The sequence below is a fragment of the Nocardia arseniciresistens genome, assembly GCF_046764875.1.
In the GTDB taxonomy this organism is placed as follows: domain Bacteria; phylum Actinomycetota; class Actinomycetes; order Mycobacteriales; family Mycobacteriaceae; genus Nocardia; species Nocardia arseniciresistens.
Map to the genome: position 1 here is coordinate 23,004 of NZ_JBKORD010000028.1, position 12,108 is coordinate 35,111.

Sequence of the window (12,108 nt, forward strand, 5' to 3'; positions counted from 1 at the left end):
CTTCGAACGGAAGGATTGAGCATGAAGATCGTCGTTATCGGCGGCACCGGGCTGATCGGCTCGAAGCTTGTCGCAAGGTTGAGTGAGCACGGCCACCAAGCGGTTCCGGCCGCACCCAGTACGGGCGTGAACTCCCTCACGGGTGCGGGAGTCAAAGAGGTCCTGCAGGACGCGAACGTGGTGATCGATGTTTCCAATTCGCCGTCGTTCGCCGACAATGATGTCATGGAGTTCTTCCGGACCTCCACGACCAACCTGCTCGAGGCCGCCGCCGCGGCCGGTGTCGGACACTATGTCGCCTTGTCGGTGGTTGGTTCGGAACGGTTGCCGGACTCGGGGTACCTGCGTGCGAAGGTGGCGCAAGAGGAGCTGATCGAGGGATCGGGCTTGCCGTACTCGATCGTGCGCGCTACGCAGTTCTTCGAATTCGCGGGTGGCATAGCCGATTCCGCGACCGTTGATGGCCAGGTGCGGCTCCCGGGTTCCAGTATGCAGCCGATGGCCGCGGACGATGTGGCGGCGGCCGTCGGTCGCACGGCGGCGGGTGACCCGAAGAACGGCACCATCGAGGTCGGGGGCCCCGAGGTTATCGCCCTCGATCAGTGGATCAGGACTGTACTGAGCGCGCGTTCGGATTCGCGCACGGTGGTCACCGATCCCAAGGCCCGGTATTTCGGGGCGGTGCCGGAGCGTGAGTTGCTGCCGGGCAGTGACGCTCAACTGGCGCAGACCCGGCTGTCGGAGTGGCTGACCAACAACTGAACTGATCGCGCGGGCGGTAACCGGCCGCCCGCGCGAGCTGCCTGCGCTGGCGCGGCCCGATACCGCCCAGGTCGTCGATACCTGCGGTGGTGCGGCTGTTCCGGCCTTCCATGTTCGCGCGCGATCCACTGCTCCGTCAGACGACCACTCAAAGAAGTTCGGCGTACATGGTGCCGTCGAGAATCCCGAACTCGATCTGGCGAGGGAACATCGCTGGGTGACGAGCTGCGCCGTGGGCATCGGTAGCGGTGATCACGGTGAACGCCCAGTCGTGCAAAGGCTTGGGCAGTCGAAAGATGGTGTTGTCCGTGCAGCGGATGTAGGGCCGGGTGGTTTCGTCTGCCGCGGCCAGCGGGTCGGCCAAGCCGATGGCAACGACGTCCATGACCATGCCGGTGTGTCGCGCAGAGGCGACGGTCGGTGGTTGCAGTTCGAGGTCGTCCATGGCGCTAGATGGTAGCTCTGAGTGAACTGCGAATAACCGTAGTCCAGATAAATCCTGTCGATACCGTGATCAATCCTGTCGATATGAGCAAAGCGGACCATTAGCCATGCTCTCGCGACCCTGCGGAAACACCACACCGCATCGCGTGTCGGCCGAGTAAACCGGCACCGCCGCGGCGCGCTTGTCCGATTTGGGCAACCGCCGATGACGGTAAGCAGCGTAGGCGCGCGACTCCCGGGAGGACATGGTTTGCGCTCGAATTTGTGGTCCGACAAACGTTTTCGAGCAGGCCGCCACGGTGAGCACCAGCACACGGCGTGGACGCTGGCCGGTCGCCGACCTCGGCATGTCGGTGCATGCCGCTAGTCTGCTGGCATGGTCGGACCGGACTCGGCGCTGCGCCGACTGATGCGCGAGGCAGGGAAGCTGCTGCAGCCGTATGGCTTTCACGGCTCGGAGGCTAGATGGGTGCGAGTCGTGCCGGGTGGTGTGGCGTCGGTCGGGCGCACCCGGACATTGCGCACCTGGACCGGCGGGCAGCAGGTGCTCAGATTCGGCCTGGATTCGAGCGCAACACCGACCGCCTGGTGGGAATTCCGTAACTGGCGCAATGCGCAGCTGGGTCTGCCGCTCACGCCGTTCGATCAGGCGACCGGGCCTGGCCTGATCGACGACCACGGAATGCCGGATGACCTGACCCAGTTGTGGGGTCTGCACCTCGATCCGACGCAACCGGGACACACACTGCAGACAGACATCGACGACATCCGCGCCGAGTTGCCCCGGCGCGTGCACGCCTACGCGCGCCGGGCGCTACGGCTGCTGGAACCGGACCGGTACCTCGACGAACTGTTGGCCGCCCCAGACCCGGGGGTCGGGACGTGGGAGGCGATCGTCGTGCTGCTGGCCGACCGTGGACCAGGACCGCAGCTGGACGACGCTTTTATGCGATTCCGGGCGTGCTTCGAGGACCGCGACGGGTCGGCCTACGCCGAGAACCTCATCGCGTACGCACGAGGTCGCGCCGCCCTGGATTGAGTCGGTGGGGCTGTCAGCGACGACCATGAGCAGGCGAAGTCGCACCGACTGAGCGGGCCTTGCTGCCGTAGAACATCATTGGTGACCGCAGTCCCGCAGCGTCAGAATGACCGCTGCGGGACCTACATCACCGAGTCGAACTTTCAGCAGCCTTCGCCGCCGGCACCGCCAGCGCTACCGTGGGCAGGTTGGCCAGGATTGCGGCCGTTGCAGCCGGAGCCGCCATTCCCGCCGACGCCACTGCCGTCAACTCCGAATCCGCCTGCGCCGCCAGGGCCGCCTGCGCCATTCCCGTTGGCATTTCCGCCGGCACCGCCATCCCCGCCGCGGCCAACTGCACCGCCGCCGCCTGCACCGCCTGCACCGCCTGCGCCACCGGCGCCTGCTCCCGCACCGACACCACCATTCCCGCCGTTACCCGCGCCACCGCTGTCGCCCGAGGCTGCGGAAGCACCGCCAGGACCGCCAGCGCCGGTGCCCGCGCCGTCACCGCCTGCCGCGCCGGCCCCGCCGACCAACGGGACACCACCCTTACCGCCCGCGCCCCCCGCGCCGTCGGGGGTCGCGTTCTGGCCGTCTCCACCGGGGAACCCGTCGATGTGCTCACTGGTGCCCGTCGCGCCGTCCGCACCGGGAACGCCTGCCGCGGCATAGACAGGCGGTGCAACGGCGAGGAGTACCGCCGCGGCGAAGGCGGGTACACACAACGACGTGGTCGTGAGCCGTGAACGTGCTGTCTTGATTTTAATGTCGAGCCCCTAACTCTTTTCGAGATATGGGGAGAGATAGCCACGGTACCTGGACAGGTGACCGGCCAGGGATCAATCCACCGACGTGCGATCCGGACGGCAGGAGGACTCCGACACGAACCCTAACGCTCTTTGTGGTTCAGGTCACTCGACTGCAAACGTCTGACCTGCGATGACGTGTTCGTGGACCCGAACCCGACACATAGGAACAGTGCGGCAATCAATACCGGCATCCCTGCTGCTGTCCGGTTGCGGCAACGGTTCTGCGGTTCTTCCATCTACTGCGGTAGGCCGAAACGTCTGCGGCGGAAGCTGTTACAACAAATCGGCGCCGCGGGCCGTCGGAAGCAGCCGTACCGCGATCCGTGGGTTGTGTTGGATTCACGGTGTCGCGTGGATCTTTCGAGCTGTTTCGTGAACGGCCTTGCCCTAGGTTTCAAACTTTTCCGCGGTGATCGGCTCGTAGGTCCCGATACCGATATCGAGCCGACGGGTTGTCCGTGCGCGTCGAGAATGGCTGCTCCGATGGCGGTGATGCCGGTGCTGAGCCCTTGGTCGTTGATCGAGTAGCCGCGGGTGCGTATCTCATCGAGGGTGCGGCGCAGGGTATCGGGATCGGTGATGGTGCGCGGAGTTCGGGGTGGCAGGCCGCCCGCGACGTGGCCGTCGACGAACTCGTCGGGGCCTGCCGCGAGGAAGGCGAGCCCGGTTGCGGAGGCGTGCAAGGGGATTCGCTGGCCCAAGGGTAGGAATGCGCGCAGGGGGGTGCGCGGTGTCGAGACGCTCGATCTGTACCAGCTCGTCGCCATCGGGCGCGCACAGGTGAATGGTTTCGGTTGTCTCCAACTGGAATTCGTTGAGAAACGGCAGAGCTGCCTCGCGGATCTGCTGATGGTCGCGTGCTCGGACGCCGACCGAGAACGCTCGATAGGTCAGGTGCCACCGCGTCGGTTGAGTGGTCGTCGGCCACCCCGACCGACCTCGGCCAACGCATAATCACCTATATCGTCCCAGAAGGCGCCTCGCCCCGGAACTTTGACAAGGCGCTGATCGAGCACGTCTCCCAGAGCCTGTCGCGCCACAAACGCCCCCGCGACGTCATCTTCCTCGAAGCCCTACCTCGCAACGCCATGGGCAAGGTGCAGAAGACGCAACTACATCTGTGACTCGCGAGGCCGACGGCTCTGGTCGCGGTGCCCGCAGTGCCTGTTCGTCTCTGCTGGCCGAGTCGGGGGCCTCACAAGCCCGTTGCAGTGGATGTCGAGAACGTTCGGGCGGCCGCGTCCCAGGGGTACGAGCAGCCGAACGGGCCTCGACGACAGCGACGAAGGAGCGACCACCATGCAACCGAACGAGATCGCCGCGATCCTGAAACTCCGGATCAGCCAGGAACTCCTGGCCCGCGACCTGCTGCGGATGGCCTACGTCGCCAAGGACGGCACACCCCGCAACGTCCCGATCGCATTCGCCTGGAACGGCTCGGAGATCGTCGTCTGCACCACGAAGAACGCCCCGAAGCTGCCCTCCCTGCGGCACAACCCTCAGGTTGCGTTGACGATCGACACCGAGGTGCACCCGCCGAAGATCCTGCTCATCCGCGGTCGAGCGGAGTTGGACGTGGTGGATGGCATCCCGGAGGAGTACCTGCAGATGAACGGCAGCTACGAAATGACTCCCGAGCAGCGCGTCGAGTGGGAGGCCGAGGTCCGCTCGCTCTACGACGGCATGGTCCGGATCGTCATCACCCCGACGTGGGTCAAACTCATAGACTTCGACACCACTCTCCCCACGGCGGTCGAGGAGCTGATCCGGCAGCGGGCCGAACGTCAGAGTGCCTGAACCGATCACCGCGGCCAGAATGGGCCGTCGCGAATCGCGGTGAACATCATGGCCGAATACGGCCTGCACTGACGGCTCGCAAGTCCACACCCCCGCGTGTCAGCCGAACTGGGGGCAGTCCTCCGATCTCTGAGGGTTACTCTGTGCGCACACGGACCGCCATCGCTGGTGCCCAGTAGGCGCCAGTCGTCGACTCGCACACCGAACGAAGGCCAGCAGACATGCACCTCGATGCCGAGCCGATCTCGCTTCGGCGTCCGCGGGTTCGCTCCCTCCGGTCAGTGATGGTCATGCTTCTGGCGAGCGTGACAGTGGCGCTCATTACTCCGACGATCGCGTCCGCCGCACAGCTCGATGTCGCTTGCGGGAGCCGGTTGCCGGTCGAGGCGGTAGCCGAGATCGTGCGGCTCACCGATACGACGACCCTGGCCGGAACCTCGCTGCAACGTTTGGAGCAGGCGGTGCAACAGCATCGGCAGGTCACCGAAATCCTGGTACGGCACCGAGATCGACGCGGATTGCTCGCTGTCGGGCTCGATGCCGTCGAACAGGCCGCGGTCATGCCGCTGCAACGTGATCCGAGCGCCTTCGCCGACCCGGAGTTCGCGCATCGGATCAGTCTGGATTTGCTCCTGCGGTTCCTGCGTAATGTGCACGCCGAATTCACCGGCGGTGCACCCGAACCGCAGTGGGCCCACTACTTCGCGCTGACTCGCGACTGCGAGTTGTCCGCGGCACGAGTGGCGATGGCGGGTTACAACGCGCATCTCTCCGTCGATTTGGCCAACGCGGTCGCCGCCGTGCACGCCACCGCGGCGAACGCGCCGGACTACTTCAAGATCGTGGATGCTATCGCTAGCAAGGGATCACGCATAGTCGAGGTGACGAACACCGAATACGGTGGTGATCTCGGGCCATTGTGGCGGTTCTACTTCCTGGGCGAGGGGCTCGACGCGGTGTTCGGTGCCGGGGTGGGATCGGGTGCGTTGCTGCGGCTGGCCGACGTCGGGGCGAACGTGGTGATCTTCACTAACGGTCTGGCCCAGCAGGACCCGGCGCTGGAAACGGCCACGCGGACCGAAATTGATGTGCTGTGGCGCAGTGCCGATGCCGCCTTCATCGTGCTGTCCGATATCGGCGGCCTCTGAACGCCGCGGTCTCGGCGTCGATTTGATGTGGATCGGCAGAAACATGTCGATAGCCTGCGTCTATCGGAGTCCCCGGGAGGAGGGTTCCGGTCAGCTCGATGACCGCGGCGCGAGCGAAAACTCCTTGCGTTCAGCCTCTTCGGTGGCGGGCCGGTGCGACGTAATCGCGACATTTCGGGCCGACACTGGAGGGATGGACGCGCGTCACCTCGATATCCTCACCCGCCTCGACGCCGAGCTGGCACCGGTCGACCCCGAGCTGCTCGCGCTGACCGAAGAGATCGGATGGCGGTGCAACGACGAAGAACTCGCCGCGCTGAATAAGGCACTGCGGGACGTTGTTCGGCGTTTCGCCGAGAAGCTTCTGGCGCCTGGGCACGGACCTGTGACCGAAGCCGACGTGCACGCACTGTTCTTCGACATCGGCGCCGGCATCCCCGCTGGTATCGACCCGGCTGTGCCCGCGCTTGTCCTGCGACGGGTCGCTCGGCTGATCGAGATCGCCGTCGCCCTCGCCTCCGACAACCCGGGCCGCGAGTAAGTGAGCTCCTCGCCTTTCACGGATGTCAACCGATTGTCGGGGTGCCGGTGTGGGAGTTCGGGTTCGAGGGTGGTGATGACGTCACCGCACCGATCAGCTATCGCCCCGGCCATGCGCGGTCGCCGACACCAAGATTGCGGCCAGGCCGCGCAGTTCGCCGGGGATCAACACCGCGTCTATCGAGCCCGCGAAGGCTTCCAGCATCACTCCATCCGGCCAGCGAACTTCGTAGGAATACCAGCAGTGGCCATCGGCTGCGTGGCCCGCGTTGTCGAGGTCGACCCGTGTCGCCAGTTCGTTCAGCGCAGCGGCGACCTGAACGCCGCTACCGGTATTGGCGACCCGCCACCACCCTCGGCGGCTGGCTGGCTCGGAAAGCTCGACCCGGTATGTCAGCGGCAGGCCAACGGCGTCGGAGGCGGTCACGCTATCTACCCTGCCTCAAAACCGACTGGACGGACTGATGAATCGCCGAGAGGGGGTGCCTCACGCTTCAGCCGCCCGTGCGAGGCAGCTAGGAGCCCGAGGCCGGATCCTGGAGCGCGTGTTTGTACACGCAGCTGAGGGTTCGCGCGCCTACCCTGTGACCTGTCCGGCGCGTTTCTCGACGATGCGGTCTTCCCGCGATACGGCGCGGCAGCAGATCGAAGACATGCTCACCCTGAAGGTAACACTGCCGCGGACTGAACCGTCCGACGAACAGGTCTTCTTCCGCGCCTCGCTCGAAAGCTCCAGTGGGGGATTGACCTGCCAGTTCAACAGCAACACCCTCAATCTGAGGGCGTAACAAGGCAGGCCGCTGGACGGGCTGAATCAGGCCAACACGGCGAGCATTGTTGTCGCAGACTCGGCAAGTTCCTGGTCACCGCGCAACACAGTACGCAGACGGGCATGTTCGACGGTGATGTCACGGGTGGCGAGCCGCCGGAGGGTGTCCTGGTCCATCCGGATGCGGTCGGCTCCGCGGTTTGCGCCGTTGTCAACTCCCAGCTCTGACCGTCGGACGCGACTGTCCAGCGCCCGCGGGGCCGGTGCGGGCGGGCAGGGTCGCCGTTGCGGAAGGCGGCGGCTACTGCCCCGATGCGTTGATGCCCTGCGATTGCCGACATGACGGATTCCGTCAGATCGACCGCGAAATTGTCGAATCCCGGCGGATGTCCGGCAGGAAGGGGCACCGGCGTGGGGTTTGTGCCGATACTCGGTCTCGTCGGGTCCAAGAAGGAGTGAAAAATGTTGACTGTCCTGCCCATCAGGTACGTCTCGGATGTGCAAGCGTGCCGTAAGTTCTATGCCGGTCTCGGTCTCGTGTTCGATTCGAATGCGAGTCTCGATGTGTGGGCACAACTTTCGGCTGATGCGGGAGCGGTCGGGTTGCACGCTTTCACCGTGTCGAAGGGACGCCCGGCCGGGTCGGTGGAACTCGGGTTCGCGACCGACGAGAAGCTGGAAATAGTCGGGAGTCGGTTGCGTGCGCAGGGCTACGACTATGAGATCTTCGACGAGGACTTCGGTCGCAGCTTGCGGGTCGTCGATCCGGATGGCGTGACGATCCAGATCCAGGAGATCGACATGGACATCGCCAGAGCGTCGGAGTCGGCTTTGTCAACGCACCCGTCGAACGACTAGCACCCGCGCATCGCAACTTCTACGGCTGCCTGCGACCGGGTTTCCGGTCATCCAAGGCTCGAGTTCCGGGTCGGAGATGGTCGCGCCGAAGTGCCTTCGGTGACCAACGCGCTCACCAGTGGGACAGTGCACGATTCCAATGTGTTGGCCAGGTCATGGGTTGGTGCCGCGCTGGTGATCGGTTCGGTAGCGGCCCGGGGTGGTGCCGACGAGGTTGGTGAAGGCCGCGATGAAGCTGCTTGGGTTCGCCCAACCGCAGGCGTGGGCGGCGTGGGTGGTGTCGTGGCCGTCGGCGAGCAGGATCAGTGCGTGATAGATGCGTAGCTGGGTGCGCCACTCATAGAACGTCATGCCGAGTTCGTTGTGGAACAGGCGGCTCAGCGTGCGTGCGCTCGCTCCGATCCGGTGTCCGAGTCCGGCCAGCGCGGTGTTATCCGCGGGCTGCGCGTACAGCATCCGCGCAATGGCTTGTAACCGATCGTCGCGTGGTTCCGGTAGTTGTAGCGGCTGCTCGGGTGCTTGGTGGAGTTCATCGACGAGGACTCGACGAAGGCGAGCACTCGCGGCACGGTCGAAGTCGCGTGCGACGTGGTCGTAATTGCGCGAGCCCGTGAGGGTGAGCAGGATTTCGCGGGCGAGGTCGGAGACCATGAATACCGCGGGATGGCCTGGTATGAGCTTGGCCAGGGATGCCGGTAGGAAGAGGATGCGCATATCGGTGTCGCTGTGTGCGCGGTGGTAGTGCATAGCACCGGCAGGGGTCCATGCGACTCGATTGGCGGGAACGATCGATGTGCCCACTTCGGTGTGCACCGATAGGACGCCACGGGCTGCGTACACAAGGTGTCCGCGTGGATGGGAATGCGCTGAGCTTGTTCCGCCCGACTGCCACAGATGTACCCCTCCGGACGGCCATAGGCGCGATATCGGAGCGGTCCGAGGAGGTTGGCGGCCAACGGGCATAAGTTGGCATTCTATCGGTGGCCGGACATGCCGCCTTTCGACGACTGTGAACACATGCGCGAAAACACGACGACAATGCGAGCGGCGGTCTGTGTGAGGGCGGGTGGTCCGGAGGTACTGGAGATCCGTGAGTTGCCGAACCCAGCGGTTCGAGATGGCTGGAGCCTGGTGCAAGTGAAGGGTGCGGGCTTGAACCGGTCGGAATTGCGGACCCGTCAAGGACATTCGCCGAATGTGACCTTCCCGCGTGTGCTCGGGATCGAATGCGTGGGAATCGTGGCGGCCTCGACCGATCCCACGTTGCCGGAGGGAACGACCGTCGCGGCGGTGATGGGCGAGATGGGCCGGGAGTTCGACGGCGGTTACGCGGAGTACGCGTTGCTGCCGAATTCGCTGCTGATGCCGGTAAGGACCACGCTGCCCTGGGACGTTTTGGCCGCACTGCCCGAGACATATTTGACCGCGCAGGGCTCGCTGGACGCACTGGGGGTAGCGCCGGGTAGCGCGGGGCGTTTGCTGATTCGTGGCGGGACCTCGTCGCTGGGGATGGCGGCCGCCTCGATAGCGTCCGGATACGGGATCGAAACCGCGGCTACGACTCGGCGGCACAGCAAGATCGACGCGTTGACCGCGGCTGGTGTCGACGTCGTATTCGAGGATGACGGTGGGTCGTTGGCAGCGAGTGTCTACGCGATATGGCCCGAGGGGCCGGACTACATTCTGGATCTCGTCGGGGCGAGCACGCTAGTGGACTCACTGCGCCTGGTACGTCGTGGCGGAACAGTGTGCATGACGGGCTCGCTCAGTGGATGGATGCTCCCGGACTTCGAACCGATTGCGATGATCCCGTCCGGAACCAAGCTCACGGCTTTCCACAGCGACGACTGCAAGGGCAGCGCGGGCGCGACAGTGTTGCAGCGGGTCGTCCACCAGGTCGAGGCCGGTGTCTATCGACCCAACCTCGACCGTGTCTTCGACCTGGAGGACATCGTTGCGGCGCACCGGTACATGGAGGACAACCGGGCCACCGGGAAGCTCGTCTTGGTGCCTTAGCCAGATTGCTGGCGCAGTGGATGTCCTGAACGCCGACCACGCGCATCGGGCCGAGCGCGTCGTGACCATGACCTCGACGAATATCTCCGTCGCAACGTCGCCGATCAGAATGTTGCCCTCGTGATCGCGGCATCGACGAACGGTTCGCTCACGGCCGGACCGCTGGCTCGAGGACCTCTTCACACCACTCGCGGAAAGTTGTCGGGCTCGCGGTTTTCGGGGTGCGCTGTACGCCGTCGTCGAGTCCGTCGTCCTTGGCGCGCATCATGTCGACGAGTCCCTGCATGAGCGCGTCCCCGACGCTGCGCCCGGTGAGTGCGGCGCGGAAGTCGTCGATCGACTGCCGCTCGTACCGCACCGGTCGGCCGAGCACCTCGGACATGGTGCGGGCCATATCAATTGGCGAAAGGTCCTCCGGACCCAGCACCGGGACCTCGCCTGCCCCTGTCCACGAGCGGTCGAGCAGCAGCCCGGCGGCGGCCGCGGCGATGTCTCGGGTGGCGGCCACCGGGGCTTTGCGGTCGGCGGTGACGGTGCCCGTGAACACGCCGTCGTCGCGGATCGAAGTCACCTGCCACAGCAGGTTGTCCATGAAAGTCGGGTTTGCCAGCGCCCGGTAGGCCACGCCGGTACCAGCGATGAGGTCGTCCATGGCCAGCGACGCGGTCACGTGCCCGGCGCGGTCGGCGACGGGCGTTGCGCGGCCGAGCGCGGAGACGCCGACCACGTGCCCGACTCCGTTGCCGGCGAACGCCTTCGCGGCGGCGCGCGTGAATCCGGAGTACGCGGCGTCCAAGCTCGGTGCTTGCGGGTCCGGCGGGACCAGCCAGAACACGGCGTCCGCACCCGCGAAGGCCAGGTCGATGACATCGGCGTCGCCGTGCGAGCCGGTGACGACCTCGACGCGGGCGCGGACCGCGTCGGAGAGTTTCGCGGGGTCGCGCACGATGACGCGCAGTTTTTCGCCGTGAGTGGGCGCATCGTCGAGCAGGATGTCCAGGAGCCGACTGCCGATGTTGCCGGTGGGTGCGGTGATGACGATCATGGTTCCGAGTCTCGGCTCGGCCACCGGCGGTCGTCCAATACCCTTCCTGACAATTGATACCTTGAAGGCATGGATCTCGATCTGCGCAAGCTCCGCTACTTCGTGGCAGTGGCCGAGCATCGGCACTTCGGCCGAGCGGCGCAAAAGCTCTACATCGCTCAGCCGGTTCTCAGCCGCCAGATCAGGGCTTTCGAGCAAGAGTTGGAGTGCAGTCTGCTCGTGCGGAGCACGCGCAGTGTGGAGCTGACCGCCGCCGGGCAGCAGCTCTACGAGGAGGCACAGGGGATACTCGCGGCAGTCGATGCGGGGGTGCGGCGTGTGCACGACGTCGATCGGGGCGTCCAACGGCTCGTGATCGCTTTCTCCCCGGGGTTGCGTGTGTCGGAGGCAATCCGGGCCTTCGCATCCCGCCATCCGGATGTCGAGACCGACGTCGTTCCGACGCGCTGGTGGGAGCAGGACGCGCCGCTGCGGGACGGCCGGGCCCAGGTCGGGTACCTGCGGCGGCCGTTCGACGAGTCCGGGTTGCGGACCATCCCGATCGGCCACGAGCCCCGAGTCGCCTGCATGCCCGCGGCGCATCCGCTGGCGAGCCGTCCCGAGCTCACCACCACGGACCTCGCGGACGAGCGGATGCTCGACACAACGACGAGACGGTCATCGTCACTGGACGAAAAGTTCGAGCTCATCGCTTCCGGGCACGGCATCACGCTCATCCCGCTGAGCCTCGCACGGTCCTACGCCCGCGCCGATCTTGTCCATATCCTCGTGACCGATGCCCCGGAGTTCGAGACATGCCTGGCCGTGACCGCTGACCGGCGCGAGAACTTGCTGCGTGACTTCCTGGAGATCGCCACAAAGACGTTGCGGCACACCTGAACTGCTCCTGGTCGAGGCCG

Annotated in this window: 17 protein-coding genes; 10 read left to right on the forward strand and 7 right to left on the reverse strand. The window is 65.5% G+C overall.

Annotation, left to right across the window (positions count from 1 at the left end; all coding sequences use genetic code 11):
• Positions 1 to 21: 21 nt before the first annotated feature.
• On the forward strand, positions 22 to 762 hold the full coding sequence (locus tag ACLMAJ_RS35890) for an SDR family oxidoreductase (RefSeq protein ID WP_412018359.1): 741 nt from the start codon (positions 22 to 24) through the stop codon (positions 760 to 762).
• Between the two features lie 148 nt (positions 763 to 910).
• On the opposite strand, the gene ACLMAJ_RS35895 is transcribed toward ACLMAJ_RS35890, so the two are convergent.
• On the reverse strand, positions 911 to 1,207 hold the full coding sequence (locus ACLMAJ_RS35895; protein ID WP_412018360.1) for a hypothetical protein: 297 nt from the start codon (positions 1,205 to 1,207) through the stop codon (positions 911 to 913).
• A 375-nt stretch (positions 1,208 to 1,582) separates the two neighbouring features.
• On the opposite strand from ACLMAJ_RS35895, the gene ACLMAJ_RS35900 reads away from it, so the two are divergent.
• Positions 1,583 to 2,245, forward strand: a complete 663-nt coding sequence (locus ACLMAJ_RS35900; RefSeq protein ID WP_412018361.1) for a hypothetical protein — start codon at positions 1,583 to 1,585, stop codon at positions 2,243 to 2,245.
• A gap of 127 nt (positions 2,246 to 2,372) precedes the next feature.
• Here the strand turns inward: ACLMAJ_RS35900 and ACLMAJ_RS35905 are convergent, their stop codons facing one another.
• Positions 2,373 to 2,771 (reverse strand): hypothetical protein, encoded by a 399-nt coding sequence (locus ACLMAJ_RS35905; protein ID WP_412018362.1) that lies wholly within the window; start codon positions 2,769 to 2,771, stop codon positions 2,373 to 2,375.
• Positions 2,772 to 3,272: 501 nt separating this feature from the next.
• Positions 3,273 to 3,803, reverse strand: coding sequence for an IclR family transcriptional regulator (locus ACLMAJ_RS35910; protein ID WP_412018363.1), 531 nt, complete (start codon positions 3,801 to 3,803; stop codon positions 3,273 to 3,275).
• Between the two features lie 90 nt (positions 3,804 to 3,893).
• On the opposite strand from ACLMAJ_RS35910, the gene ACLMAJ_RS35915 reads away from it, so the two are divergent.
• The 4 genes from ACLMAJ_RS35915 (at position 3,894) to ACLMAJ_RS35930 (ending at position 6,522) form a co-directional block, all read left to right on the forward strand.
• On the forward strand, positions 3,894 to 4,160 hold the full coding sequence (locus ACLMAJ_RS35915; protein ID WP_412018364.1) for an AMP-binding enzyme: 267 nt from the start codon (positions 3,894 to 3,896) through the stop codon (positions 4,158 to 4,160).
• 175 nt (positions 4,161 to 4,335) lie between these two features.
• Positions 4,336 to 4,833: a pyridoxamine 5'-phosphate oxidase family protein gene (locus ACLMAJ_RS35920; protein ID WP_412018365.1), complete on the forward strand. Its 498-nt coding sequence runs from the start codon at positions 4,336 to 4,338 to the stop codon at positions 4,831 to 4,833.
• 284 nt (positions 4,834 to 5,117) lie between these two features.
• On the forward strand, positions 5,118 to 5,981 hold the full coding sequence (locus tag ACLMAJ_RS35925) for a DUF5995 family protein (RefSeq protein ID WP_412018414.1): 864 nt from the start codon (positions 5,118 to 5,120) through the stop codon (positions 5,979 to 5,981).
• A gap of 193 nt (positions 5,982 to 6,174) precedes the next feature.
• Positions 6,175 to 6,522 carry a hypothetical protein gene (locus ACLMAJ_RS35930; protein ID WP_412018366.1) on the forward strand — a complete coding sequence of 116 codons (348 nt, stop codon included), beginning with the start codon at positions 6,175 to 6,177 and terminating at the stop codon, positions 6,520 to 6,522.
• Between the two features lie 93 nt (positions 6,523 to 6,615).
• On the opposite strand, the gene ACLMAJ_RS35935 is transcribed toward ACLMAJ_RS35930, so the two are convergent.
• A complete protein-coding gene (locus tag ACLMAJ_RS35935) occupies positions 6,616 to 6,948 on the reverse strand; it encodes a hypothetical protein (protein WP_412018367.1) in 333 nt (110 codons plus the stop codon).
• A 118-nt stretch (positions 6,949 to 7,066) separates the two neighbouring features.
• On the opposite strand from ACLMAJ_RS35935, the gene ACLMAJ_RS35940 reads away from it, so the two are divergent.
• Positions 7,067 to 7,309 carry a hypothetical protein gene (locus ACLMAJ_RS35940; protein ID WP_412018368.1) on the forward strand — a complete coding sequence of 81 codons (243 nt, stop codon included), beginning with the start codon at positions 7,067 to 7,069 and terminating at the stop codon, positions 7,307 to 7,309.
• A 26-nt stretch (positions 7,310 to 7,335) separates the two neighbouring features.
• On the opposite strand, the gene ACLMAJ_RS35945 is transcribed toward ACLMAJ_RS35940, so the two are convergent.
• Positions 7,336 to 7,467 carry a hypothetical protein gene (locus ACLMAJ_RS35945; protein WP_412018369.1) on the reverse strand — a complete coding sequence of 44 codons (132 nt, stop codon included), beginning with the start codon at positions 7,465 to 7,467 and terminating at the stop codon, positions 7,336 to 7,338.
• A gap of 285 nt (positions 7,468 to 7,752) precedes the next feature.
• Here ACLMAJ_RS35945 and ACLMAJ_RS35950 point away from each other — a divergent pair, with 285 nt between their 5' ends.
• Complete coding sequence (locus tag ACLMAJ_RS35950) at positions 7,753 to 8,148, forward strand: VOC family protein (protein ID WP_412018370.1); 396 nt, start codon at positions 7,753 to 7,755, stop codon at positions 8,146 to 8,148.
• 153 nt (positions 8,149 to 8,301) lie between these two features.
• On the opposite strand, the gene ACLMAJ_RS35955 is transcribed toward ACLMAJ_RS35950, so the two are convergent.
• Complete coding sequence (locus ACLMAJ_RS35955; protein ID WP_412018371.1) at positions 8,302 to 9,111, reverse strand: AraC family transcriptional regulator; 810 nt, start codon at positions 9,109 to 9,111, stop codon at positions 8,302 to 8,304.
• Between the two features lie 54 nt (positions 9,112 to 9,165).
• On the opposite strand from ACLMAJ_RS35955, the gene ACLMAJ_RS35960 reads away from it, so the two are divergent.
• On the forward strand, positions 9,166 to 10,164 hold the full coding sequence (locus ACLMAJ_RS35960) for a zinc-binding dehydrogenase (protein ID WP_412018372.1): 999 nt from the start codon (positions 9,166 to 9,168) through the stop codon (positions 10,162 to 10,164).
• Between the two features lie 148 nt (positions 10,165 to 10,312).
• Here the strand turns inward: ACLMAJ_RS35960 and ACLMAJ_RS35965 are convergent, their stop codons facing one another.
• Complete coding sequence (locus ACLMAJ_RS35965; RefSeq protein WP_412018373.1) at positions 10,313 to 11,209, reverse strand: NAD(P)H-binding protein; 897 nt, start codon at positions 11,207 to 11,209, stop codon at positions 10,313 to 10,315.
• Positions 11,210 to 11,278: 69 nt separating this feature from the next.
• On the opposite strand from ACLMAJ_RS35965, the gene ACLMAJ_RS35970 reads away from it, so the two are divergent.
• Entirely contained in the window at positions 11,279 to 12,088 is an 810-nt protein-coding gene (locus ACLMAJ_RS35970; RefSeq protein WP_412018374.1) for a LysR family transcriptional regulator, read from the forward strand.
• Positions 12,089 to 12,108: the final 20 nt, after the last annotated feature.